This is a genomic window from Pseudomonas sp. NPDC087336 (assembly GCF_044744285.1).
In the GTDB taxonomy this organism is placed as follows: Bacteria; Pseudomonadota; Gammaproteobacteria; order Pseudomonadales; family Pseudomonadaceae; genus Aquipseudomonas.
Window position 1 is genome coordinate 129,833 of sequence record NZ_JBIUYA010000008.1, and the last position, 25,379, is coordinate 155,211.

Consider the following 25,379-nt stretch of genomic DNA (forward strand, 5'->3'; position numbering starts at 1 on the left):
TGAGCCAAACGCAAACTGCCGACGCGCTGGGGGCAGGGCGTCGGCAGATGTTGAGCCAGCAGTCACTTACGCGTTGCTGGATGCTTTTGTCGCCATGGCGCCGTCGCCCAGCAACGCGACAACCAGAGCTGTTGCCGCCAGGTAGACAGGATATTCCCAGCCGCCATTGGCGTTGGTGAAGCTCCAGCCATTACCGAAGTGGACGGTAGCGGCCACGAACAGTTGAACCACCGCCAGAGCGGCCACCCAGCGTGCGTAGAAACCCAGCACCAGCATCAAGCCGCCGATGACTTCAAAGGCCATGACCGGGTACGCCAGGAAACCCGGGAAACCAATAGACTCAAAAAAACCTGCGGTGCCAGCGGGGGTGAACACCAGCACTTTGGTCAGACCGTGAGCAATGAACATGATGCCAAGGGCCAGGCGCATAACGAGTGCGGCATACGGAGCGGTACGTGAATCGATCATGGTGCAATTCCTTTTTTTACTTGGAGAGAGACAGTGTGTGGTTCAGCCATTGCGAGAAGTCCGCCAGTTCTTCAGCGACGATCTCGTGGGCCATGTCGTAGAAGTGCGTTTCATGGACAACGCCGATTCGATCCAGCCAGGCGTCCGTTTCTTTCGCCCAGGCCACAGGCAGGACGTTGTCCTGATGTCCATGGGCAATGAACGCGCGGACGGACTTGAGCCGATCGGCAGAGGCGATCCGAGGGTCAAGTTCACGCAGCATTCGGCCGCTCAAAATGGCGAAACCGGCAACCTGCTCAGGCTCGGTGAGCCCAAGGCTCGCGCTCATGATGCCGCCCTGGCTGAAGCCGGCGATCACGGTCGGCAACTGTGGCAATGCGTCGATGAAACGCTGCAGCAGTTGACGGCTGGACTCCGCTTGCTCTTGATTGAAAGAGGGGCCGTTGCCGGTGAAGGTCACCTGGTACCAGGCGTAACCCTGTGGGCCGACTTGCAGCGGACCACGCAGCAGGATCACTTCCAGCTCTTGAGGTAACCATGTGGCCAGTGAGGCGAGATTCGCTTCGTTTGACCCCACACCATGCAGTAAAAGCAGACGACCCTTGGGCGCCGCAGTACGGCTCCCTTTGCGGAAAAACAGGCCCGTTTGTGGCTCGCGTGCCGCTTCAGAAAATGTCATGTCACCCATGGTCTGTCATGCCTTGACTGAGTTGAATGGATTCAGGTCCATTCTTGTGGTTAGAGAAAAAAGGTAGCTGTCCATCGACAACACTCCGTAGCTCACGCCGCCCTCAAGGACAAGGGTTTCATAGTGTTCGCCGGCCGCGCCAAGGGCGATGAGCAACGGCAAAAAATGCTCGTCAGTCGGGTGGGCACGTTCGGCAGATGGGGCGTGCTGCCTGTAGTCCAACAGTAAATCGGTGTTCCCTGCCTTCAGGGTTTGGGCGGTCCAGGCGGCAAAATCCTTCACGTAGTCAGCCCCCTGACTGGTAGCGCCCCGAAACTCATACAAGTTATGGGTCAGGCTTCCTGAAGCCACGATCAGCACGTTCATGTCGCGCAGTGGCGCAAGGGCTTTGCCCAGATTCCAGGCTTGGTAGGTGTCGAGAGCGGCAGGCATCGATACCTGAACGACAGGTATGTCGGCCTCAGGGACAAGATGCAGCAGAGGCACCCAGGCGCCGTGGTCAAGACCTCGACGGGCGTCAAGCCGGGACCTCCATCCTGCATTCTGCAACAGCCCCACGATATGAGCGGCGAGGGCCGGAGCGCCTGGCGCCGGGTAGCGCAACTGGTACAAGGCGTCGGGAAACCCACCGAAATCGTGAATGGTTTCGGGCGCGGTACTCGCGGTAACGCAGACTTCGCCGCGGGTCATCCAGTGCGGGGAGAGAATGGCGATGGCATCAGGTCGCGGCAGTTCGCGACCGATCTCGGCCAGACGTTGACCGGCCAGACCAGGCTCGATGGCGAACATAGGAGCACCATGAGACACAAATAGCAGGGGGAACGACGTGTTCATGGTGACTGCTCCTCAATGATTTGATCTGCGTTTCAATGGCCTCAGTTTATAGGTTGAGATATTGAGATAAATAAGGCCAAATGTGATTAACAGTTCCACTTACAGAGACAATGATGGACAGAGCGCTGGAGATGCAGGTCTTCTGCACCGTGGTCGAAAAAGGCAGTTTTATTGGGGCTGCCGAACCGCTGGGTATGTCTAAAGCGGCCATCTCTCGCTACGTGAGCGGCCTCGAAGAGCGACTTGGCGTGCGGTTGCTGCACCGCACGACCCGACGGCTTTCATTGACGGAGGAGGGGCGTCAGTTTTATCACCAGGCGCGTGAAGTCCTGGCGCTCATGGATCAGGCCGAAGAGGCCGTATCGTCCACCGCGCCGGAGCCCAGTGGCGTTCTGAGGGTGAATGCACCAGTCAGTTTCGGTGTGCTCCATTTGGCGCCCATTTGGGGCGACTTCATGAAGGCTTATCCCAACGTCGAGTTGGACATCAGTCTGAACGATCGACTGGTGGATCTTGTGGAGGAGGGCTTCGACGCCGCTGTTCGTATTGCTCGCATGGAGAGCTCTTCCTTGATAGGGCGCAGACTGGCGGGCACGCGGATGTGCCTGTGTGCTTCACCCGACTATCTGGCGAGCCACCCTCAAGTGTGCACGTTGGCAGACCTGGTAGAGCACGGAGTGATTGCGTACACCAACTTCGCCAGTGGCAATGAATGGCAGTTCACGGGCCCTGATGGCAGCGAAAGTGTGCGCACCCGCCCGATTGTTCGCTGCAACAATGGCGATACCTGTCGCAGTATTGCCTTGGCGGGGGGCGGCATTGCCTTGCAGCCCAGCTTCATGGTGGCCGACGATTTGCGCAAAGGGGACCTGGTCGAGATTCTGCCTGAGTACCAATGCGTCGAGCTGGGCATCTACGTGGTCTATCCCACCCGCAAGCACTTGGCGACCAAGGTCAGGGTGCTGATCAATTTTCTTGCTGAGCGGTTTGCCCACCCTCAATGGGAGCAGTAGAGAGCACTACGCCGGACAGCGGCAGACTCAATACTTATCCAGAAAGCTTCGCAGGTCGGTTGAGAATTTTTCCGGATTCTTCAGCGCCAGGAAGTGATCGCCCTGTTCGGCCTTGGTGTACACATGCAGCGCAGATCCCGCAACGACGGAATTCATCCAGCGTTGACTGTCCAGCCAGTCGCTGTATTCGCCGGTGAAAATGGCGGTAGGAATATCAATTTTTGACTGGATGACATCCCGCCAATCGTTGGTAACGTGATCGAAGAGCACGCGCTCCATGAACGCCATGTCATCCTTGACCACGGCCTGAGCCAGACTGACGGCGTTGTGAAACCAGGGTGAGTCCAGGGCAATGGCCCGTTCCAGCACGCGAGTCGCGCTGATCAGTTGGTTAGTGGGCGCTCCTTTGGCGTAGGACGCAATCATGCGCTCGGGCGAGGTGGTGAACGCCCCGGCTTGCAGTCGCTCCTGTTCAGTCCAGTCTTCATGACAATAAACTGAGGGCGCCTGGTCAATGATGCTCAGCGTGCGTATGCCTTGTGTACCGAACAGGTCGATATAGGCCCACAGGATCGACGCGCCCATCGACCACCCGCAGTAATCCGCTTGGGACACACCCAGGTGATCTGCAAACTGTTTCACGTCCATGGCATATCGCGAAATCCGGTTGCCGAAGGCGACCTTTTCGGAGAGTCCCTGGTTTCTGACATCCAGCACGTACACATGGTAGTGCTGGCTGAGGATGTGCATGAGGTGAATATACAACGCGCCATTGGCTGACCAGCCCGGGATGAAAATCAGCGGTGTACCCGTACCGGCTTCCCAATAGGCGAGGTTGACCCCATCGCTGGCGACAAAGCTGTTGAGTTTCAGGCCTTCAAAGTCAGAAACCCGATTCGGTTGGCCAGGGATTTCATGGGGCAGGTGAAAGTCTTCGCCGAGCAGCGAGAGCAGCGATTGATTGGTCAGTGGGTATTTCAAAGTGCAATCCCATCCAGTTGAAGAAATGGCGCGGAGGGCAGTACCCTCCAGGATTTATTGACGCCGAGCAGTGGCCGTATACAGATTGACCGCGATGCAAAGCACCAGGACCAACGCTGAAAACAGCATCGCGCCGGATAGCCCGGCAGAAAAATCGGCTTTATCCGCATGAGCGATCATCGTGCCAAACACAGCAACTCCTACTACGCCGCCCAATTGCCGGGCGGAGGCCATCAGACCGGATGCGATGCCCGCGTCATGCTGTGTAACCGATGACAGCATTGAATTGGTAATGAACGGTACGGACATGGCGCTGCCAATACCAACCAGCATCAACGCACCATTGAGCAACCAGAGCGAGCTATTGGAAGTAGTTTGCGAGAGTGCCATGAACCCTACGATCTGAACCGTGAAACCCGTCGTGATAATGCGAGTGGCACTGAATCGCCGGGCGAACCTTGATGAGAGCATCGTGGAAAGTGTCAGTACCGCTGTCAGCGGAATAAACAACAACCCGGTTTTGAATGCGTCGTAGTGCAGAAAGGTTTGAAAGTAGATACTGAAAACAAAGACCGTCCCATAAAACGTCAAATTGATCGCAGCGCCTGCGAGCGCCATGCTTCCCAGCACTTTGTTCTTTGCCAGGTGGGCGGGCAGCATTGGATGTTTTACTCGACGCTCGATCAGGATAAATGCCACCGCACTAATCGCGGCAATGGCCATTGCGGTGAGTGTTTCACTTGCCCAGCCTTTGGCGCTTGATTCGGTCAAGCCATAGGTCAGTGACGCCAGGCAAATCGCAATACTGATTTGCCCTGGCATATCGACGTACTTGTCAACCCGAGGGGAGGCGGGGGCAAAGCGCAGAATCAGCCCGACAGCCAGCAGGCCGATCGGAATATTCAGCAGAAATACGCTTCGCCAGCCGAAGTACTCGATCATCAAACCGCCAATCACAGGACCGGCAGCCAATGCGATACCCCCACAGGCGCCCCAAAGTGCAACAGCGGCACGACGCGCGTCGGGGTCATGGAATGACACGCGAATCAGGGTGAGTGATGTCGGTATCAGAAAAGCCGCTCCGATGCCCTGCACGATACGCATGGTGATTAGCATGTTCATGTTGGCGGCGAGACCACAGCCAATGGAGGCGAGCGTGAAGAGAGCGAAGCCCGCTGCAAACACGGATTTTGCCCCCCATTTGTCGCCCCATGCCCCACCCAGGATAAGCAAGGCAGAAAAGGGCAGCGCGTAACTGTTGATGACCCACTGCAGGCCTGTGAGGTCAGCACCGAAAGCGCTCTTGAGGGCACCCAGGCCGACGTTGACGACACTCACATCGAGTTGAACGACAAGGAATCCCAAGCAAGCAGCGATCAGAATCGCCCGTAGCGCGGTGGGTGAGATGGGTTGTTCGGACACTGGTTTACAATCCAGGCATGTTGTAGTCGCGTTTCGATCATGAGCGGCCAGCTAGAGCCAGGGAGTGCCGGGCTCTCGCTGGCTGCGAGGCTTATACGAATTGCAGAACTTCGTTTACAGCTTTACGAGGTTTTTGAGGCCAGTTGGCCGAGCCAGGGTAGCCAACGGTGATCAACATCACCGGGATCTCCGTCGCGCAAAGGCCGAACGCTTGTGCCACTGCCGATTGGTCAAAGCCGATCATGGGCGTCGAAACAAGGCCTTGACCTTTGGCAGCGAGCATCAGGGTCATGGCCGCCAGCGAGCCCGAGCGGATTGCCTCATCGCGTTGCAGTTGCGGGTTTTGCTGGTACATGCCTTGAGCGGCGCCCAGCCACATGTCGTAGATCGACTGGTCGATAATGCCGGCGTCCAGCGTCGGTTTCAGGGCTGAAGGCAGGGTTTCATGGGGATTGAGGGTGCCACAGACAATGAAGGTCACGGCGGCGTCCATGACTTTCTGTTGGCCGTAGGCCAGCGGCAGCAACCGTGCCTTGGCTTCACTGCTGCGAACGGCCAGGAACTTCCAGTTTTGGAGATTGAAGGCCGAAGGGGCGTGCGTAGCCAGATCGATCAGGTCGCTGACCTGTTGGTCGGTCAACTCACGTTCAGTGTCGTAGCTGTTGGCGGAAATTCGGGACTTAATAACTTCAGCAATAACGGACATGGTGGTCTCTGTGCAGGGCGGGAGTGTGCGCAGCCACGGCGGTTACCGTCGGCGTGCGCAGTCAATGGACTTAGCGACTGAAGCCGTCGAAAGGGGTCATGTAGACCGCGCCGAACGGATCCAGGCGTTTGCGCACTTCAGCATCCGGCGTGCCGTAGACCACCAGACTTTTGATGGTGCACAACTCAAGGAAACGTTTGCCGAAGGGGGCGAAGGTGGTGTCTACGTGACTGACGATGGCGTCGGCGTTATAGCGTTCGAGGATGTGAACGGTGCTGTTGTCTTCGTTGACGCTGTACTCGTAAACCAGCGTGCCGGTCTCGGTGCGGGTGGCGGCGACGATGTTCGAGATCAGCGTCTTGAACTCTGCAAATGCTTCGGGTTTTACAGCTAGGGAGAACAGGCAGGAAATATGTGGGTGCATGAGTAGCCCTTGCTTCAGTGGCTTCCTGAAAAGCCTGTTGAGGATGCATCGCTGGCCAAGCCGATGCATTCGATGCCGGTGGGGTCAGGGTTTTTCGGGGGCGTCCCCGAACAGCTTGCCGGCGCCAGCCCAATTCGAAGCCGCCACGTCCTCGAAAATGACGTAGATGTAATTGGCATCCGTACCGGTGTGCTTAACGATGCTTTCGGTGATGTCGGCGGCAACAGCAGCTTTTTGCGCGTGTTCTTTACCTTCGAACCAGCTCACACGTACTACGGGCATGATGATGTCCTTTTTGGGCATTGATGATCGGGAGGAGGTGCACGCCGTGCGATCGCGAACTGCACCGTTGTATTGCTGGAGCTCATCTTACTGTTGCGTCTGCTGGCGATAAACGGCCTAAAACTATAATCTGGGTAGATCAAAACTCTACAATCGGCGAGCCGGCATGGTCCCTATCGAATCGTTTCAAGGCGTCATCACCTTCGTCGTGGCGGCGCGTTCGATCAGCTTCACCCAGGCTGCCGAGCGCCTCGGGGTGTCAAAATCTGCTGTTGGCAAAGCCATTGCGCGCTTGGAAGAACGCTTGGGCACACAGTTGTTTCATCGCACGACGCGGCGCATTTCCCTGACCGCGGATGGTGAGGCGTATTTCGTGGCGTGCTCTACTGCCCTTGAAGAAATTGGGGCCGCAGAGAGCGGGTTGGGTCCCGGTGGTGGTGAGCCCTCTGGACGCTTGCGTGTCGATATTCCCGTGGCATTCGGGCGTCGGGTCGTGGCCCCATTGCTGTTCGAGATCGCCAATAAGTACCCGGCTTTGCAACTGAACCTGACGTTCTCCGATCACTTGGTTGATCCCTTCGAGGAGGGCATTGATTTGCTGGTTCGCTTTGGAGAACTGCAAGACACCAGCGGTCTGGTGGCGCGGCGGCTGACCCGACAACGCTGGGCCATTTGTGCCTCCCCTGACTATCTGATGCGCTTCGGCGTCCCACAGACCCTGGAAGACCTCAGCCAGCACCGTTGCATTGTCGGGCATCGACGCGGCCAGCCGCTGTCGTGGCGGGTCATGCAGACAGGGCAGACCGTACGTTACGCGCCACCTTCGACTCATCAGATTGGCGATGGGGAAGCCATGATTCTCGCGGCGGTCGCCGGCACAGGTTTGTGCCAGATGCCACGCAGCCTTTTCCAGGACGATATCGAGGCGGGCAGGCTGGTGGAGGTTCTGCAAGGGTATGAACCCGAAGCTGTCGATGTGCATGCCGTGTGGCCGAAGGTGTCTCACCTGCGACCGAAGGTCAGGTATGTGGTCGATGAGTTGGTCAGGCTCTGTGAGCATTGGCAGTGATGCAGTCTGACAAGCGGAAAAGGCCATCCAAAATTTGACCTGGTTGAAGAACTGACGCTCTGTACCGTCTTGCTCTCCACCTGCATCGATGTTGCTGCCGCGTACATACGCTGTCTTGTACGTAAGCCCCGGCACTCCGAACTCCGCGAAGTCCAGCTCGTAACTCAGTTGCCACGACTGCTCGTCTTTCAGGGAATGATACGCCGCGACACTTAAAACGTCGGTCACTCTGTAGGTGCCACCAATCACATCAATACTTTTGAGATGATTCGGGTCACGTGCCGGATCGCCCATTGGGCTATCTGCGGTGAACCTTCCGGCATTCAATTCCAGCCCTTCGATTTCCTTGCTTGTGACAAGCGTGCCGGTAAAGGCTTGGGGCAGCAGACGCGAGTCGTCGTATAATAATGGAGCCCAGTGGCTGCCGGGGCTAATGACCACTGCCTGGGTAGTCGTCAGAATCATTGTCAATGGAAGGCAGTCGCCAACCGTAGTGAAGCGATCTCTGAGTACTCCGCCTCCGACAGCGCTGACCATCCCCAGTACTATCGCGACTTCGGCACCGGCCTGAACGGCCAGTGCCTTTTTCGCGCCTGCCACTGCAAACAGCCCAAGGCCAATGGAGTCCAACAGTTGTACGGGGGTGCTGCCTGACCGGTAAACTCAGTCCATTATCGGATCAAGGGCACGCCACTGAGCGTTTGCAGGTCCTCAAAGCTGATGTCGGCCAGAATCTCCCGGACCTTCAAGCCTTTCGCAGTAACGTCCAGAATAGCCAGGTCGGTATAAATCCGAGTCACGCAGCCAATGCCGGTTAGCGGGTAGGTGCATTGCGGTACCAATTTGCTTTCGCCCGTCTTGGTCAGGTGATCCATCATGACGAACACCTGACGCGCGCCTGTCGCGAGGTCCATCGCACCACCCACTGCCGGAATGGAACCTTCGGCGCCGGTGTGCCAGTTGGCAAGGTCGCCGTTGACCGAAACCTGAAAGGCGCCAAGTACGGCGATATCGATGTGCCCACCGCGCATCATCGAGAACGAATCGGCGTGGTGAAAATAGGCACCACCGGCCAGCAACGTCACATGCTGTTTGCCCGCGTTGATCAGGTCATCGTCTTCTTCCCCCGGTGCAGGGCTCGGGCCCATGCCCAGTACACCGTTTTCACTGTGCAGGAACACTTCCTTATCACCGAGGTAGTTGGCCACCAGCGTGGGCACGCCAATGCCCAGGTTCACGTAAGAACCCTCGAGAATATCGTCGGCCACACGCTGGGCCATTTCGCTACGCGATAGTTTTTTCATGACAGTCATGGCGGACCTCAGTTGACGTTGGCATTCGAGAGGGTGGCGAGCGGCACTGCGACCACGCGCTGAACGAAGATCCCCGGGGTGATGATGTGCTCGGGGTCCAGTTCTCCCAACTCGACGATCCGCTTGACCTGGGCGATTGTCGTTTTCGCGGCCATTGCCATGATCGGTCCAAAATTACGCGCGGCTTTGCGATAGGTGAGATTGCCCCAGCGATCGCCCTGTTCGGCCTTGATCAGCGCGACATCGGCGTGCAACGGCATTTCCAGCACATAGTTGCGACCGTCGATCACCCGGGTTTCCTTGCCTTCGGCGAGCAACGTGCCATATCCGGTGGGCGAGTAAAACGCACCGATTCCGGAGCCTGCCGCGCGGATACGTTCGGCTAGGTTGCCTTGTGGCACAACCTCGAGTTGCACCTTTCCTGCCAGGTAGAGTTCGTCGAATACATAGGAATCGGATTGGCGTGGAAACGAACAGATGACCTTGGCCACTCGCCCGGCCTTGAGCAATGCGGCCAGACCGATTTCACCGTTGCCGGCATTGTTGCTGATGATGGTCAGCTCGCGAGCGCCCGAAGCAATGACACCATCGATTAACTCTGACGGCATCCCGGCAGTACCGAAACCACCCACCATGATGACCGAACCATCGGCAATGCCGTCTAGTGCAGCGGCGACGGATTCAAATGTTTTGTTGATCAAGACGTACTCCCGTTTTTATGTTGGCTGAACAGAATGTTCCGACGGCAAACCGGTTGAATCACTGTGACAGCAAAGGTTTGCATAGCGTGCCAAACAATAGGGTGAGGAGGGTGTCCTGGTATGTGATGTCGTGCGATTAGCGAACGAAACCGTGAGTAGTTGAACGGGAAAAGACGCTGGTCGAACCGACCCCGCCTTGCCTATAGCCCTAAGGAAGCTCAGAACCTGATGCAGGAAAAAGGTCGTTGAGTACCTGCATCAGTGCTCGCTTGCGCGGGTTTTCCAGACCGGTCGTCCCATAGGTTTTGAAACGACTGGAACTGGACGGACGGCAGTGGATAGTTTGTTGTCATAAAATCTTGTTTCTTAGAGGTTTTTTGGTATCCAGTGGGATTGCTTCAGAGGCTATCGGGATCCCCAAAGAACATCTGAATCCGCGACCTCAACCAACGCTCCCCAGGATCATTATCCTGGGACCCACGCCATGCCATGTGCAATTCAAAGCTGCGCACCGGCAGCGGTGGGTCTTCGGCCCGCACACCGCCGGCCGCCGTCAGGGCATCGGCCGTATAGTCAGGCACGGTCGCGACGATATCAGTGCCGCTCAACAGCGTGCTCAGCCCGTTGAACTGCGGCACCGCCAGCACCACATGACGTTTGCGCCCGAGCTTTTCCAGTTCTTCATCTATGAAGCCGCTCAGGTCACCGGCGAACGACACCAGCGCATGGGGACGCGCGCAGAAGTCATCCAGGCTCAATGGCCCTGGCACGGTGTCGGCGCGCAACAGTTTTGGCGAGCTGCGGCGCAGCACTTTGCGCTTGGCATTGGCTGGCAGGTCAGTGGTGTAGCTGACGCCGATGGATATCTCGCCGGAGGCCAGCAAACCGGGCATCAATATGTAGTTGACCCGTCGCACCACCAGCACGATCCCCGGCGATTCGGCGCGCAGGCGCTTGAGTAACATGGGCAGCAGGGCGAATTCGACGTCGTCCGACAGCCCGATGCGAAACACCGCGGTGCTGGTGGCCGGGTCGAACTCGGCGGCACGGCTGACGGCGGTGGAAATCGAATCCAGTGCCGGGGAGAGCAGGGCGAAGATCTCGACCGCCCGCGCGGACGGTTCCATGCTGCGCCCGGTGCGCACGAACAACGGATCGTCGAACAGCCCGCGCAAGCGCGAGAGCGCCGCACTGATGGCCGGCTGGCCGAGGAACAGCTTCTCCGCGGCGCGGGTCACGCTGCGCTCGTGCATCAGGGTTTCAAACACGATCAACAGGTTCAGGTCGACACGACGCAGGTCATTACGATTCATCTTGAGTCCTGGCAGAGTCAGCAAACTTGACGTGAGCGGCCATATGAGAACAATGGCCAGCAGGAATATTACGGGGAAAGGCTGGTACTCTGCACCGAGTAATTCAATTTTCCCACACCGGCTGCTCCGGTTTCTTACGACATTTGACGATGTTGCTGCAGCTGCGGAATCAATGACAGGCATGTCGACTATTAATAGCCACTGATAGTGTTGGGTCAAAACCCCAGCTAGAGTTCAAGGCATTAGAGGTTCAATTGGCGAGGTTTGCGATGTCCCGCACGATCCGTTTTCACAAGTTTGGTCCAGCCGAGGTGCTCAAATGCGAAGAGCATGCGGCGGCTCTGCCTGCTCCGGGTGAAGTGCAGGTGCGCGTCGAAGCCATTGGCATCAGCTGGTACGACACACTCTGGCGCCAGAATCTGGCGTCGTCCCACGCTCGCCTGCCTGCCGGTATCGGCCAGGAAATGGCCGGTATCGTCACCGCTGTCGGTGAAGGTGTCGATGACCTGGCGGTTGGTGACAAGGTCGCCAGTTTCCCGGCCCAGAGCCCGAACGATTATCCGGTCTATGGCGAGTTGATCGTCCTGCCGCGCTCGTCGGTGTCTCGTTACCCGGACGTGCTCAGCCCGATCGAAGCCAGCGTGCATTACACACCGCTGTTGATTGCTTATTTTGGCTACGTCGACCTGGCACGGGTCAAACCCGGGCAATTTGCCCTGGTCACCGACGCCAGCCACTGCGCCGGCCCTTCGTTCGTTCAACTGGGTAAAGCCTTGGGCGTACGAGTGATCGCCGCGACCAAATCCGCGCAGGAGCGTGAATACCTGCTGTCCCTGGGTGCCGAGAAAGTCATCGTCACCGAGGAAGAAGACCTGTTGATGCGGATCAACAAGATCACCGACAACCGCGGTGTGGATGTAGTGTTCGATGGTTTAGGTGGCCCGCAAATGTCGTTGCTCGGCGACGTCCTGGCGCCGCGCGGCAGCCTGGTGTTGTACGGCCTGCAGGGCGGCAACCAGACGCCATTCCCGGCGTGTGCGGCGTTTCAGAAGAACATTCAGTTCTTTGTACACTGCATCGGCAATTTCACCGGCAAGCCGGAGCTGGGCATCATCCAGGACCAGGTCGCGCTGCAACGTGCCTTGCGCGATATCAACCAGCTGACCGCCGATCGCGTGCTGCTGCCGCTCAAGACCCGGGTCTTCCCGTTCACCGAGTTCGTCGAGGCGCACCGCTACATGGACGAATGCCCATGCCGCGAACGGGTTGCCCTGCAAGTCGAACCTGCTTGACCCCTGCCAAAGAGTCCGTGCCCGCACGGACTCTTGCGTCTTCAGCACTTTTCCCACCGACATGAGACGTCCCACCAGCCTGAAGGTGGGTCGGTTCAGCAACTGAACCGGTTTTTGCTCTCGATCTGTAGCTTCTAATCAACATCCAAGTACTGATAATTGCATGATTACTTTCATCTCAAGGAATGAGTCATGGCCAGGTATCTAGCCGATACTTTTCAATGGGCGTCGTTAACGCAAGTTCGACAACTAGTGGTTTTTTGCGTGGTCGCTACATTACTACGAGAAGCTACTTTCCTCATTTTTTGTATTAAATGTCTGTGGGACGCTGTCGGACATTTCCTAGGATGCCGAAGGCAATCGCAACAAGCCCCCGCCAAGCTGCTGTGCGTCAGCCCTTACGGGCCTGCCTGGCCTGCAGCGATCAATTATTTCAAATGATGACAAAAAATTTTATTGTTAGCATTTGGTAATAAAGTTCAGTAATTAATCTCCCTTCGGGCATTCCTTGCGCTAGGCGTGAAGTTGTTTGCGTTGTATCGGACTTTTGAATATCAGGTAAATAGAAATGACCCATATCCATGACCAGGCGATGAACTATGTCTATCAACAAGTGTTACAGCGCCTGTTGAGTTTTTTTTCACGCGCCGAGCGCACGGCTTTGCAGTTGTTGATACAACGCCTGGGTGTCGCCGCCGGAGGGATGGATCGGATCGGTGACTACAAGGTATTGGCGGTCCAGTGCGGATCGCGTGACAGTTGCTACACCTTGGCACTGCTGCGGGCCGCACAGTTGACGATCGCCACCCGGGCGCCCACGACATTCAGGCTGCGGGTGGCGACCCTGCGGCGCAATGGCATGAGCCAGCTGGCACTGGATAACATCCATCGCAGCTACAACGCCTTGTTCGTCTACGACGATCCCCGGGTCGAAGTGCTGATGGTGGATAACAGGGAGGTGCTGGCGTTCGATCACCGGGCCCCTCTATCGCGCGGCGCACGTGAGGCCAACCGGACGAACCTGCTGATGATGGGCCATCGTCGCATCATGGACGGACTGCTTGACCTGTGGGACGACGGGTACCTGGCCGCAGGCGAGTTCCATGGACAGATCGCCCGCTGGAACAATGGCGTCGATGCCTTGGTCAGTGGCGACTCCCCGCGCGAGCAGAAGCGGTTCATCGAAGGGCTCAAGCGCGCGGCCGCCAAGGCCAGCCTCGTGACGTCCAACCGTCAGGAGGCGGATTACGGTGGGTTGTTCATGTTGCTCGATGAATTTGGCAGCGACTTTTATCAGGCGTTTTATGAAGACTACGGCCAGGAGGCCTGGCGTCCGGCAGGACAGTTTGAAGCCTGTCGTCGCACGACCTACATCGATATCCACGACGTGCTGGTCAGCCACCTTGAAGAGCGCTGGCCGCTCCTGACAGAGTTTCTCGGGTTCCAGGCCGATGAACTGGCGGCGCATCTTGGCGAAAATCAGTACGTCAGCGTGGCGGTCTCGGCACACCTGCGGGGGTTGCAATCCTGCTTCGTCCAGGGCAACACCTATGCGGCGGGTGTTGCACACTACCTGCAGCGCGCCCTGGTGATGATGCGCCGTAATCAACTGTCGGAGCGCTTGTGTGAACGAGCAGACGAGACGTATGGCAACCCGCACAAACTGGTTGCCCAGCGCGCACTGATCGCCGATGAGGCTCAGCAGGGCTTTGGCCTGAACGAGGCGCAGTGGGTGTGCCTGCTGTTTGCACCTTTTGTCGGGCAGGGTGCGGCACTGGAGCGCTTCCTGCGCCAATGCCACCCGGGCATGCTCGTGGCAATGCCCGAGTTGCATCGGGCCATGCAGGGGCATCCGGTCCAGGAGCAGATCCTGCAGTGGATGGTCGAGGTCAGCGGCTTGCCTGTCAGCCTGATCGGCAACCTGTATCGCATGGCGCCGGTGGTGCAGGAGGGCAAGTCGATGAGCCCGCCCGACAGCCATGCCCCGGAGCCCGGGCAAGCAAGCGACGAGGTGTCGATGACCGGTGAATGGTCGGCAGGTCGTTGAGCGTGCGCATGTTGCCGGCCTTTTCGAGTGTGCATGACAGCCACCGCCACGCTAGCGGTCCCCTGCAATGAAAGGACAACGTGAAACCGATTTTGCCTATCAGGCAGTCTACCGCTACTTGACCAGCCTGATCAGCGAACCCGTGAGCGACAACCGTGTACGCCTGCCATCCTTGCGTGAACTGGCCGAGCGCTTGAACGTGTCGATCTCGACCATTCAGTACGCCTATGCGCTACTGGAAAAGGAGGGACGGGTTTATTCGGTGGCCAAGTCCGGTTACTACGCGCTGCCGGTTGCCCCCAACAGCACGCTCTACGATGGCAGTGACTTGCTCGAGAGCGTGTATGTCAACGCCCGTCTTCCCGCCATGCTGGTCCTGAGCGCGGATGAGCCTGCGTTACTGCAACCGCTCGACAGTCCACTGTTGCTGCTGGAGAGGGAGCTGCTGCGCCAATACCCGCGCCAGCCGCAGCCGGCTGCGCAGCCCTGTGGCGAACTGGAATTGCGTACCGCGCTGGCGGCGCGCTATACCACCTCGCCGGTGCGCTGCTGGCATGCCGATGATGTCTACATCGGTGCCGATCTTCGTGGTGTGCTGGAAATCCTGATCGTCGTGCTGGAGCTCAAGGACGCCGCGGTGGTTGTCGAGTCGCCCTGTGACTGGGCAATACTGCGCCTGTTTCAGGCGGCCGGTGTGGAGGTGATCGAATGGCCGCTGCTGGGTGACGGTAGCCTGGATTGCAAGCACCTCAGGGAGCTGCTGGAGGCGCAGCCGGTACGCCTGGTGATGGTCTCGTCCGGATTGAACATGCCCCGGGGCAGCAAGGCGCCCGATGACAACCGGCAGGCGATTGCGCACTTGCTGGAGCGGCATGGCAGTTGGGTGCTGGAAAACGATTGTTATGGCGAACTCGGATTTGAACCCGACCAGCGGCAATTTCGCGATCTGTTGGCCCCGGAGCGCCTGATGGTGTTTTCCTCGTTCGAAAAGATCATCGGCCCGGAAGCCCCTTATGGCTATCTGCTTTCTCGCCATATGAGCAGCGAGCTGCAACGCCAGTTTCTCTTGCGCGCCTTTCGCCTGTCGCAAATTCGCCAGAAAGCCATCGCCCGGCTGTACAGCAACGGACGCATCGATCAACACCTGCAGGTACTGCGCCGGCGGCTCAAGGACGGCAAGGAGCAAATGACCCGGCTTCTGCAGGAGCGCCTGGGCGACGCCTTGCAGTTCGTCGAACCCCAGGGCGGGGCGACGATCTGGCTGCGCTCGTTGCGAAGGGTGGATATGAGCCGGGTGTTCCAGCGGTTGCTCAGGCAGCAGGTCGTCGTTGCGCCCGGCGAGCTGTTCAGTCTTCAAGGTTTGCATGGGCAACACCTGCGCTTGAGCCATGGCGTTGGCAGCGACCAGGAACTGACCGCCGCGCTGGGCTTGCTGGGTGACGCCTTGCGCCTGGAAGCCATCGATTGAGCCCAGGCAAATGCCTTCAATGGATCGATTCCATCGCGCTAAGGTCTAACTGCCAGTAAACTCCGTTGCAATTCCTGAACTCGATCTCAGAGGTTTCGCATGACACTCAGTCCTTTTGCGGGCAAGCCGGCACCGGCGCATTTGTTGGTAGACATCCCGCGACTGGTCACGGCCTATTACACCGGCCAACCCGACGCCGCCATTTCGACCCAACGGGTGGCCTTCGGCACGTCCGGGCACCGAGGCAGCTCGTTCGACTTGAGTTTCAACGAATGGCACGTCCTGGCGATCAGCCAGGCCATCTGCCTGTATCGCCAGGCCCAAGGCATCGACGGCCCCTTGTTCGTTGGCATCGACACCCACGCATTGTCCACGCCGGCCGGCGCCAGCGCCCTGGAAGTGCTGGCCGCCAACGGCGTGACGGTGATGATCGCCGAAGGTGACGAATACACGCCGACGCCCGCCGTTTCCCATGCAATCCTGTGCTACAACCGCGGCCGTACCTCGGGCCTGGCGGATGGCATCGTCATCACCCCGTCCCACAACCCGCCGCAAAGCGGGGGTTACAAATACAACCCGACCAATGGCGGCCCGGCCGATACCCACATCACCAAGTGGATCGAAGCCAAGGCCAACGAGTTGTTGGCGAACAAGCTCGCCGGGGTCAAGCGCATCAGCTACGAGCAGGCGCTGAAGGCCAGCACCACCCATCGCCACGACTACCTCAACACCTATGTCGCCGACCTCATCAATGTGATTGATTTCGACGCCATTCGTGAGGCCAAGCTGCGCCTGGGCGTCGATCCGCTGGGTGGCGCAGGCGTGCGCTACTGGTCGGCGATTGCCGAGCACTACCGTCTGGACCTGGACGTGGTGAACAAGCAGGTCGACTCGACGTTCCGCTTCATGACCGTCGACTGGGACGGGCAGATTCGCATGGACCCATCGTCCAGCCACGCGATGCAGGGGCTGATCGGCCTGAAAGAGCGCTTCGACGTGGCCTTCGCCTGCGATCCGGATCACGACCGTCATGGCATCGTCACCCCTTCCGGCGGCCTGCTGGCGCCGAACAACTACCTGGCCGTGTCGATCGATTATCTGTTCCAGAATCGCCCGCACTGGCGAGCCGATGCCGCCGTGGGTAAGACCGTGGTCAGCAGCGGCTTGATCGATCGGGTGGCCAAGCGCCTGGGACGTCGCCTGTATGAAGTGCCGGTCGGCTTCAAGTGGTTTGCCGATGGCCTGTTCGACGGCTCCCTGGGTTTTGGTGGCGAAGAAAGCGCGGGGGCTTCGTTCCTGCGCAAGGACGGCAGTGTCTGGTGCACGGACAAGGACGGGCTGATCCCGGCCTTGCTGGCGGCTGAAATGACCGCACGCACCGGTCGCGACCCAAGCCAGGCCTACCAGGCCCTGACCGACGAACTGGGCGAGCCGTTCTCGGTGCGCGTGGATGCCAAGGCCAACCCGGAACAAAAGGCCCTGTTGAGCAAGTTGTCGCCGGATCAGGTCACCTCGACTGCACTTGCGGGTGAGCCGATCCAGAGCATCCTCAGCCATGCACCGGGTAACGACCAGGCCATTGGCGGTCTTAAAGTCATGACCGAAAACGGCTGGTTCGCGGCACGTCCGTCAGGGACCGAGGATATCTACAAGATCTATGCGGAAAGCTTTGTCAGCGACGACCACCTCAAGCAGTTGGTGGCTGAGGCCCAGGCCCTGGTGGACGGTGCTATTTCAGCGAAATGATTGAGGGCCTTCTTCTCGAGCAGGCTCGCCCCCACAGGGTTGCGTAGAACCTGTAGGAGCGAGGCTTGGCCGCGAAGACGGCAGCGTGAACACCGAGATACTCCAGCCAATAAAAAAGGGCGACCTCCCACGGTCGCCCTTTTTTGTCCGATTTACTGCATCAAGCTAGATCCACCAACACGATCTCGCTGTCCTCAATCGCCGTCACCCGCAAAACCTGCTCCTGGGCAACCGCCACGCCGTCTCGAGCTTGTGCACGCAAGCCATTGATTTCAATGACTCCAGTGGCCGGCACCAGATAAGCGCGACGGCCGCTGTCCAGGTGATATTCAGCGGTTTCGCCGGCCTTCAGGTTCGCCGCCACCAAGCGTGCATCGGCGCGGATTCGCAGGCTTTGATCGTCCCCGGCCTTGCCGCTGGCCAAGGTCACGAAACCTTCGCGCTGGCCTTTGGGAAACGGCTTGGCGCCCCAGGACGGTGCCAGGCCGGATTCGTTGGGGATGATCCAGATCTGGAAAATCTTCGTCGGTGTCGCTTCCAGGTTGTATTCACTGTGAGCGATCCCGGTGCCGGCACTCATGACCTGAACGTCACCCGCTTCAGTGCGACCCTTGTTGCCCAGGTTATCCTGGTGAGTGATGGCACCTTCACGAACATAGGTAATGATTTCCATGTCCCGGTGCGGGTGCTGCGGGAAACCGGTGCCCGGGGCTATCACGTCATCGTTCCATACCCGCAGGTTGCCCCAGTTCATGCGCTTGGGGTCATGGTATTCGGCGAACGAAAAGTGGTGATGGGCATCCAACCAGCCATGGTGAGCGCCGCCAAGCGAGTTGTAGGGTCTGAGTTCAAGCATGATCGTCTCCTGAAAGGTTCGTCATGGAGCGCAAGGGCTGGCCACGAATCGACACCGGTGGTTGATGACGGGCATCATCCATCAGGCAACAATCGATAAAAAGCGTAAAAAGTGCCTCATAACCATCGAATTATTTGATTGATATAAGCCTCGAAAACGTCTCATCCAGCCTTCAATATCGCCCATAAGCCGATGAGTCATAAGCATTTCACTAGAACTGAGCGGCAAATACAGACACCATAGCCCTCAACAGCCTCACACCCTGGAGTCCGTCCGCGTGCCGCAACACACCCCCGATCTTCCGCCTGAACTTCGTCCCCTAGCCGAGATGCCATGGCTCAAGCGCCTGGCAGCGCGCTTTTTCGGTCATGGCCTGACACGCCTGCGTGCACAACACCGCGCGTCCTGGTTGCATGGCCAGGCCGACGGTTTTCGCAGCGGGCACAGCGCCGGGGTGGACTACGGATACAAGGAAGGCAAACTCGAGGGGCTGGAAGAGGGCCGGCAAGTCTTGCTGATTCGCGACTCGCGCTGCACCGAGCACCGGCCACCGAACATCGACGACCATCTGTTCGACGATTGGCGCCTGCCACTGACCGCCGAATTGAAGAAACGCATGAAGGCCGACGTCGCCCGGCTGCTGCCGGCACATGCCCAGCCCAGCGCCGCGCAGTGGAAGATGATCTTCAGTGATACGCCATCGACATCGGTGATTGCCGGTGCGGGCGCAGGCAAATCGACGACGCTGGTCCTGCGGATATTGTTGCTGTGTCATTACCTGGGGTTCGAGCTGAGTTCGATGACCGTGGTGACCTTTACCCGCGAGTCGCGCAAGGACTTCATCAATAAACTGATCGAGCTGTTTGCGCTCTGGGGGCATGCGCTGGGTGTGCGCGAGGCGCGTGACCTGGTGCGCACCTTCCATTCTCGCATTCTGCCGATGGTTCGCAGCCTGCCGGGCTTCGAACGGCTGCAAGCTTTCGAGAACCTCAGTCACCGGGCGCAAGGCGCGGATGACGAGGTGGACAGCAACCCCTTCGATCTGCGAATCAATGACGCCCAACGTCAGCAACTCAACACCTGTTATCACGCCTTGCACAGCCGCGATGAGCGTTTTCGCGAGCTGATCAAGCCATTGTCTCGTCACGCCTTGCAACTCAAGGAGCTGGAGCGCGACCACCCCGATGTACAGAAGCGCGTGGCTGTCACCGAGCTGGCGGCCAAGCGCGATGAAGAGCTCTGCGACCTGGTGGAAGACTTGTGGTTTCGCGCTGGTGCCTGGCCGATCAAGGGCATAGAGCCCAAGCGCCAGGCTTTTGATATCAACGGCAGCGCCTTTCACTGCCACGGTTACATTGCGTCGCTGGACGCTTGGGTGGTACTGGGTTTCGACCCTGCTGAAAATCCGCAGCTGACTCGGCCGAATGCCAAGCTGACGCTGCGTGCGGAAACCGCGGTGAAGCGCACACTGTTTCAAGCTTTCTGTCGTAAACCATTGATATGGCTAGATAATTATGAGTCATCTAAGCGTATCCTGGCGTCCCTTGGCGGCGATGCCAGCGCCGGGCCGGGCTTCGATTACAAGGTCAAGGGTGAGCTGGCGTCCGCGCCATTGCTGGACTGTTTTGTCGCTGCTGCCGGGTTCATCGAAAATCTCGGCCTCGATGTGCCGACTGCCGTGGGTGAGATGAGCTTTGCCAAGGATGACCCGGACCGGTTTTTCTTCGAGGCCTTGAGCCTGTACTGGCGAGCCCTGGAAGATCATCTGCTCGACCAGAAGCCGCCGGTCATGACCTACAACCGCATGTTCGCGTTGTTCAGTGAACATTCCCCGGACAACCTCAAGCTGCTCAGCGACGAGCTGTTGCGGCCGCTGTCGCACTTGATGATCGACGAGTTCCAGGATGTTTCGCCGCAAATCGTCTCGTGGATCCGCGCCAGCCTGGCCGAGATCCGCAGTCGTGGCCCGGCGATGCACGTAGGGCGCGGCGCCCAGCACTCGTCATTGCTGTGCGTGGGCGATGACTGGCAGTCGATTTACGGCTGGCGTGGCAGTTCGCCGACCTATTTCATGGAATTCAACAAGACGTTTTCCTCGCCGAGTACCACCAAGGTCATGCTCAGCGACAATTATCGCAGCCACCAGCACATCATCGACGCCGCCGAACACATCGTCCGAGCCGCGCCTGCGATTGCCGGCAAGAAGGCCAAGGCCAGCGGCGAGCCCAAGGCCTTGCTGCCGGTCAATGTGCTGGACCGGGACGATCAGGGCATGGCCCAGCGCTTGATGGAGCACTACCGCAAAGGTGACTCAATCTTGATGCTTTATCGAAAAAGTAGCGATAAGTTATTGATTGAGCAGCATATTCAGTCTGTAGTTAATGTTGATTCTAGCTTGCCGCATGGTGCTCGGCGTCTCAAGCAGCTGACTTATCACAGCGCCAAGGGGCTTCAGGCGGACGCGGTGTTCCTGCTCGGCGATTGCCAGCACCTGACCCGTTCGCCGTACAAGAACCAAGTTTACCGCATGGCGGGCCTGGGCAAGGCTGGCGACAGTGAGCCTTATGACAATGCCCAGAAGGACGAGATTCTGCGCCTGGCCTACGTGGGTATTACCCGGGCGGTGAGTCATTGCTATTGGTATGTCGATGCGCAGGAGACTCAGGCGGCGAATATGCCCAAGGCATCGGACCGGATTGGCAAGGACAAGGTCTTCTTCGCCGATCATCGCCAAGCCAAGACACCGGCGTAATCCTCGTAATTGGATGGACTCGTCCAAACCGAGGCGGCCTGACAGCCGACCTGAATGCAGGTCTGTCCGGAATCTGATCGTTCCCACGCTCTGCGTGGGAATGCCGCCAGGGACGCTCCGCGTTCTGCTGACGACGCATGACGTGAGCCCTGCGCAACGGTGACGCGCAGCGTCACAGGATGCATTCCCACGCAGAGCGTGGGAACGATCACGTGTTTACTTGAAAAGAAAATCAAAAGCCAAAGAGAGGCGGCCTGACAGCCGACCTGAATGCAGGTCTGTCCGGGATCTGATCGTTCCCACGCTCTGCGTGGGAATGCCGCCATGGACGCTCCGCGTTCCGCAGACGACGCATGACGTGAGCCATGCGCAACGGTGACGCGCAGCGTCACAGGATGCATTCCCACGCAGAGCGTGGGAACGATCATTTGGGTGCTCATTAAACCACGATGGCTTAAGTGAACAGCATTACACCGTATCGTGGGCTTTTCATTGGAAGGCCTGCCTTCAGGCATAACTCCTGAGGGCCACCGGAGGAATGAACGCTTCGAGCTCATCCTCCACGGCTTCGATTATTCGCTCGACGTCGGCGGCGTTCATCACCGTCGCGCAGGGGATGCCGGCGATGGCGATCATGGTCTCGCCACTGGCCCGATCAAACAAACGGGCAATCATGCTGCCCGGGGCGTCCATGCTTGCCTCGAAACCCATGGGATGGAAATGCCAGCGCATCAGCTGGCAGGCATTTGGAAAGGTGACCTTGCTGAACCCTTTATTCATGTGTTGCCCGCCTTCTTCATCGAGCGCTTCCGTTAGCTCAGGTTAGGAGGGAGGAGCCTTCATTGGCTCAACCATTGACAGTTTTTAAAAGTAGCACCTGGATGTGAAAAAAATGTGGATTTTTCAGGTCGTTTGGCAATTGTTGAGATTTTTTTGATTCAGGTCACACGCGCCAACGTTTGCGCAACGGCCCGCTTCCCGATGCCATTGAAGCCGCGGGCAAACTTGGGCAAGCTCGGCGTTTTTCGATGAGACCTTTCATGCACGCCGAGGATGATGGCCCGCTGCAAACCCAGGCCACGGGCGAGACGGTCATGTGTTACCACCTGCACTGGAAACGCGGCGATCTGGACGGGGTCATGGCGCTGTATCACCCCGAAATCCAATACAGCGATTTGTTCCAGAACAGGGTGATGGGGCTGGCGCAGTTACGTGACTACGTGCAAAGCAGCATGCCCCGCGACCCGGATGAAGCGCTGGAACATTCGGACCGCATCCGCATGGACGGCAACACCGCGTTCATCCAGTACCGCATCACCCTGCGCGGCGGTGAGGGGCTGGTGTCGTTTCGCGCCAGCGAAGCGATCACCGTGAAGGACGGGCTGATCTGGCGTGTCAACGAATATGCTTCACTGGTTCACGAAAAGCCAACCGACAAAAATGCCGGCATCCGCCCGGCGGTCAGTCGGCTGGGCTTGTCGCCGCGTCAATTGAGTTTCATGGCCAACGACCTGCAGCAGTACTTTCAACGCCAGCAGCCTTATCTCGATCCGCAGCTCGACCTGCAACGGGTAGCGCGGGAGTGCGGGTACAGTCGCAATCAGATGTCCTATCTGCTCAATCAGGTGCTGGGCCAAAGCTTCTATCGCTACGTCAACCAGGCCCGCCTGCAGCACCTGCTCAACGCACTGGACAGTGCCATGCCAGCAGTGCGCATCGACGAGCTGGCGTTTGCCGCCGGGTTCAATTCACTCTCGGCGTTCTACAGCTGTTTCCGCCAGCACACCGGCCTGTCGCCCAAGGCCTACGTCAAACAAATTTCCTTGCGTGCACGCGCGCAAGACAACGCCTGAGCCCGCGCATTAGGATCCACGCCATCGAAGTCTGAGTGGTGGAGTCTTGCATGCCGGCGTGGCGCACTATCAGTTTGTGGATGGACCAACTCGACGAGCCTTTGGTGGCGCGTGCGGCACTGGAACGGGACCTGGACGTCGACGTCGCCATTATCGGCGCGGGGTATACCGGGCTTTGGACCGCGTACTACCTCAAGCGCCAGGCGCCTGAGCTGAACATTGTCATCGTAGAGGCGCAAACCGCTGGTTTCGGCGCCTCGGGGCGCAACGGCGGGTGGTTGATGGGCAATCTGCTGGGCGAAGACCGGCTGCTCGCCGCCTCGTCGCCCGAGCAACGTCGTGCCTCTTACGATTTGCTGCATGGCATTCCCGATGAAGTGAAGAATGTTATCGAACGTGAAGGCATCGACTGCGATTTTCGTAAAGGTGGCGCACTCTACTGTGCCGCGCGATACCCGGAGCAGGAGACCAGCCTGCGCCAGTACCTGGACAAGCTCTATAGCCAGGGTCTCAATGAAAACGACTACCGCTGGCTGAGCCCTGAGCAGTTGGCGCAGCAGATCCGCGTGGCCAAGCCTTATGGCGGTATTTATGCGCCCCACGTCGCGACCCTCCATACCGCCAAACTGGTCCGGGGCCTGGCACGCGCGGTCGAGCGCATGGGCGTCAGGATCTACGAGAACAGCCCGGTGATCCATTGGCAGTCCGGCAGCTTGCGCACGGCGCAAGCCTCGGTGCGCAGCCGCTGGCTGGTGCCGGCGGTCGAAGGCTATTCGGTGACCTTGCCGCCGTTGGGTCGTTATCAGTTACCGGTGCAAAGCCTGATCGTGGCCACCGAGCCGCTGTCGGCCGCCACCTGGGACGAGATCGGCCTAAGTCGTGGCCAGGCCTTCAGCGAAAGCAGTCGCCAGGTTACCTACGGCCAGCGCACGGCAGATAACCGGTTGATCTTCGGCGCCCGTGGCGGCTATCGGTTTGCCGGCAAGTTGCGCCATGACTTCGACCTGACACACAGCGAAATCGAGTTGCGGCGTTATCTGTTCGGCGAACTGTTCCCACAACTTCGCAATGTGCAAATCACCCATGGCTGGGGCGGCAACCTGGGCATGTCGCGACACTTCAAGCCCCACATGCTGTGCGACCAGGCCAGCGGCATCGCCTTGTCCGGCGGTTATGGCGGGGAGGGTGTCGGTGCCAGCAACCTGGGCGGCAGGACCCTGGCCGACCTGATCCTGCAACGTGACACCGAGTTGGTCCGCAAACCTTGGGTGATTGCCAATGGCGGTCTGGACGCGCTCAAGGCCTGGGAGCCCGAACCCTGGCGCTGGCTTGGCTACAACGCGATCATCCGCAGCTTCGTCCACGAAGACCAGACCCTGGCCAACCCGGCCAGCGCACCCTGGCGGCGAAAGCTCGCCAGTGGGGTCGCGGGGTTCATGGAAGGTTTCATGCACTGAACCGTTGCTGCCTTCGATGGGCATGTTCAACTGACCGGTTCGACGGTGCACCGCATCGGACCTGCGCCGGGCATCTGCAACAGCGCATCGTTGCCCTCTTGCCAGAAGCTTTGGCTGCCCCTGTAGTCGTTGCCCCTGTACAGGGTTCCGGAAGGGCTCGACACCTGTTCCAGGGTGGTCGAGGTATTGGCCCATTTCAGGTACACCACCGCCGGTTCGACCGTGAAGTACGTGGCGGCCACCAGCGCGCCAAGTCCTGCACAACGAAAAGCCTGCGGGCCTTCGGTGAGCCTGCTTGGATCCTTGGTTCGGGCAATGGCCGAACCTTGGCGCAACTGGTGCGCGCGCTCGGCATAGCGGCGCACCGTACACCCCTTGGGATCGGCGTCGCTGGCGCACTGATCGCGGGCGAGCAGCCAGAAGCGCTGGTCGATCTCGACCTTGTCGGGCCGCGGTACCGAATGCTCGTCGGTGAGCGCCAGGCGATACAACCGCGTAAGCTCCACATCCATCTGCGCCAGTCGAGCGTCGCGACAGATAAGCTTTTCAACGGGCTCCCTGGCCGTGGCGCAGTCGAAGCTGGTATTGAACGATCGCGCGGGTGTCGCGGCGCTTGCACCGAGACTGATCGAGGCCCAGGCGCCGACCGCGAGGAGGGAGGTCAAACGTGGCGTGACCATTTTCATTTCGACAC

23 protein-coding genes and 2 pseudogenes are annotated in these 25,379 nt (G+C 58.9%); 9 read left to right on the top strand and 16 right to left on the bottom strand.

All coding sequences use genetic code 11. From position 1 onward, the window contains the following. Positions 1-66 precede the first annotated feature (66 nt). The 3 genes from ACIO0C_RS10340 to ACIO0C_RS10350 are packed head-to-tail and all read right to left on the bottom strand — an operon-like array spanning position 67 to position 1,990. Positions 67-468, bottom strand: a complete 402-nt coding sequence (locus tag ACIO0C_RS10340) for a DoxX family protein (RefSeq protein WP_401311175.1) — start codon at positions 466-468, stop codon at positions 67-69. Positions 469-484: 16 nt separating this feature from the next. Beyond that, positions 485-1,156: an alpha/beta hydrolase gene (locus ACIO0C_RS10345; protein WP_401311178.1), complete on the bottom strand. Its 672-nt coding sequence runs from the start codon at positions 1,154-1,156 to the stop codon at positions 485-487. Positions 1,157-1,162: 6 nt separating this feature from the next. Beyond that, a complete protein-coding gene (locus ACIO0C_RS10350) occupies positions 1,163-1,990 on the bottom strand; it encodes a DODA-type extradiol aromatic ring-opening family dioxygenase (protein WP_401311180.1) in 828 nt (275 codons plus the stop codon). Positions 1,991-2,103: 113 nt separating this feature from the next. On the opposite strand from ACIO0C_RS10350, the gene ACIO0C_RS10355 reads away from it, so the two are divergent. Next, complete coding sequence (locus ACIO0C_RS10355) at positions 2,104-3,003, top strand: LysR family transcriptional regulator (RefSeq protein WP_401311182.1); 900 nt, start codon at positions 2,104-2,106, stop codon at positions 3,001-3,003. 27 nt (positions 3,004-3,030) lie between these two features. Here ACIO0C_RS10355 and ACIO0C_RS10360 read toward each other — a convergent pair whose 3' ends face one another. The 5 genes from ACIO0C_RS10360 to ACIO0C_RS10380 all read right to left on the bottom strand — a co-directional run bounded on the left by ACIO0C_RS10360 (position 3,031) and on the right by ACIO0C_RS10380 (position 6,818). Further along, positions 3,031-3,984, bottom strand: coding sequence for an alpha/beta fold hydrolase (locus tag ACIO0C_RS10360; protein ID WP_401311185.1), 954 nt, complete (start codon positions 3,982-3,984; stop codon positions 3,031-3,033). Positions 3,985-4,038: 54 nt separating this feature from the next. Beyond that, positions 4,039-5,406: an MFS transporter gene (locus tag ACIO0C_RS10365; protein ID WP_401311187.1), complete on the bottom strand. Its 1,368-nt coding sequence runs from the start codon at positions 5,404-5,406 to the stop codon at positions 4,039-4,041. A 91-nt stretch (positions 5,407-5,497) separates the two neighbouring features. After that, positions 5,498-6,112 carry a nitroreductase family protein gene (locus ACIO0C_RS10370; protein WP_401311190.1) on the bottom strand — a complete coding sequence of 205 codons (615 nt, stop codon included), beginning with the start codon at positions 6,110-6,112 and terminating at the stop codon, positions 5,498-5,500. A 70-nt stretch (positions 6,113-6,182) separates the two neighbouring features. Continuing rightward, positions 6,183-6,536 carry a putative quinol monooxygenase gene (locus ACIO0C_RS10375; RefSeq protein WP_401311192.1) on the bottom strand — a complete coding sequence of 118 codons (354 nt, stop codon included), beginning with the start codon at positions 6,534-6,536 and terminating at the stop codon, positions 6,183-6,185. Between the two features lie 84 nt (positions 6,537-6,620). Further along, positions 6,621-6,818: a 4-oxalocrotonate tautomerase family protein gene (locus ACIO0C_RS10380; RefSeq protein ID WP_401311193.1), complete on the bottom strand. Its 198-nt coding sequence runs from the start codon at positions 6,816-6,818 to the stop codon at positions 6,621-6,623. Positions 6,819-6,984: 166 nt separating this feature from the next. Here ACIO0C_RS10380 and ACIO0C_RS10385 point away from each other — a divergent pair, with 166 nt between their 5' ends. Beyond that, on the top strand, positions 6,985-7,887 hold the full coding sequence (locus ACIO0C_RS10385; protein WP_401311441.1) for a LysR family transcriptional regulator: 903 nt from the start codon (positions 6,985-6,987) through the stop codon (positions 7,885-7,887). 30 nt (positions 7,888-7,917) lie between these two features. Here the strand turns inward: ACIO0C_RS10385 and ACIO0C_RS10390 are convergent. The 5 genes and pseudogenes from ACIO0C_RS10390 to ACIO0C_RS10410 all read right to left on the bottom strand — a co-directional run. Continuing rightward, positions 7,918-8,295 (bottom strand): annotated as a pseudogene (locus tag ACIO0C_RS10390) (OprD family outer membrane porin); the annotation flags it as partial. A 144-nt stretch (positions 8,296-8,439) separates the two neighbouring features. Then, a pseudogene (locus tag ACIO0C_RS10395) lies at positions 8,440-8,487 on the bottom strand (hypothetical protein); the annotation flags it as partial. 71 nt (positions 8,488-8,558) lie between these two features. After that, complete coding sequence (locus ACIO0C_RS10400; protein ID WP_401311196.1) at positions 8,559-9,200, bottom strand: 3-oxoacid CoA-transferase subunit B; 642 nt, start codon at positions 9,198-9,200, stop codon at positions 8,559-8,561. A gap of 8 nt (positions 9,201-9,208) precedes the next feature. Then, entirely contained in the window at positions 9,209-9,901 is a 693-nt protein-coding gene (locus ACIO0C_RS10405) for a 3-oxoacid CoA-transferase subunit A (protein WP_401311198.1), read from the bottom strand. Between the two features lie 398 nt (positions 9,902-10,299). Continuing rightward, positions 10,300-11,214 (bottom strand): LysR family transcriptional regulator, encoded by a 915-nt coding sequence (locus ACIO0C_RS10410; RefSeq protein WP_223505297.1) that lies wholly within the window; start codon positions 11,212-11,214, stop codon positions 10,300-10,302. Between the two features lie 269 nt (positions 11,215-11,483). Here ACIO0C_RS10410 and ACIO0C_RS10415 point away from each other — a divergent pair, with 269 nt between their 5' ends. From ACIO0C_RS10415 to pgm, 4 genes are all read left to right on the top strand, one after another. After that, positions 11,484-12,506, top strand: a complete 1,023-nt coding sequence (locus tag ACIO0C_RS10415; RefSeq protein WP_401311201.1) for a zinc-dependent alcohol dehydrogenase family protein — start codon at positions 11,484-11,486, stop codon at positions 12,504-12,506. 568 nt (positions 12,507-13,074) lie between these two features. Further along, positions 13,075-14,553, top strand: coding sequence for a hypothetical protein (locus tag ACIO0C_RS10420; RefSeq protein ID WP_401311204.1), 1,479 nt, complete (start codon positions 13,075-13,077; stop codon positions 14,551-14,553). Between the two features lie 67 nt (positions 14,554-14,620). Beyond that, complete coding sequence (locus tag ACIO0C_RS10425; protein WP_401311206.1) at positions 14,621-16,021, top strand: PLP-dependent aminotransferase family protein; 1,401 nt, start codon at positions 14,621-14,623, stop codon at positions 16,019-16,021. A gap of 99 nt (positions 16,022-16,120) precedes the next feature. After that, the gene (gene pgm, locus ACIO0C_RS10430; RefSeq protein ID WP_401311209.1) at positions 16,121-17,767 is read left to right on the top strand and encodes a phosphoglucomutase (alpha-D-glucose-1,6-bisphosphate-dependent); all 1,647 of its coding nucleotides are present in this window, start codon (positions 16,121-16,123) and stop codon (positions 17,765-17,767) included. Positions 17,768-17,927: 160 nt separating this feature from the next. Here the strand turns inward: pgm and ACIO0C_RS10435 are convergent, their stop codons facing one another. Beyond that, entirely contained in the window at positions 17,928-18,623 is a 696-nt protein-coding gene (locus tag ACIO0C_RS10435) for a pirin family protein (protein WP_401311212.1), read from the bottom strand. A gap of 277 nt (positions 18,624-18,900) precedes the next feature. On the opposite strand from ACIO0C_RS10435, the gene ACIO0C_RS10440 reads away from it, so the two are divergent. Beyond that, positions 18,901-21,375, top strand: a complete 2,475-nt coding sequence (locus ACIO0C_RS10440) for a UvrD-helicase domain-containing protein (protein ID WP_401311215.1) — start codon at positions 18,901-18,903, stop codon at positions 21,373-21,375. A gap of 507 nt (positions 21,376-21,882) precedes the next feature. Here ACIO0C_RS10440 and ACIO0C_RS10445 read toward each other — a convergent pair. Next, positions 21,883-22,155, bottom strand: coding sequence for a DUF1652 domain-containing protein (locus ACIO0C_RS10445; RefSeq protein WP_033054957.1), 273 nt, complete (start codon positions 22,153-22,155; stop codon positions 21,883-21,885). Between the two features lie 260 nt (positions 22,156-22,415). Here ACIO0C_RS10445 and ACIO0C_RS10450 point away from each other — a divergent pair, with 260 nt between their 5' ends. Beyond that, positions 22,416-23,228, top strand: a complete 813-nt coding sequence (locus tag ACIO0C_RS10450; RefSeq protein WP_401311218.1) for a nuclear transport factor 2 family protein — start codon at positions 22,416-22,418, stop codon at positions 23,226-23,228. A gap of 50 nt (positions 23,229-23,278) precedes the next feature. Next, positions 23,279-24,685, top strand: coding sequence for an NAD(P)/FAD-dependent oxidoreductase (locus ACIO0C_RS10455; RefSeq protein WP_401311220.1), 1,407 nt, complete (start codon positions 23,279-23,281; stop codon positions 24,683-24,685). A 26-nt stretch (positions 24,686-24,711) separates the two neighbouring features. Here the strand turns inward: ACIO0C_RS10455 and ACIO0C_RS10460 are convergent, their stop codons facing one another. After that, complete coding sequence (locus tag ACIO0C_RS10460) at positions 24,712-25,371, bottom strand: MliC family protein (RefSeq protein ID WP_401311223.1); 660 nt, start codon at positions 25,369-25,371, stop codon at positions 24,712-24,714. Between the last annotated feature and the right edge of the window lie 8 nt (positions 25,372-25,379).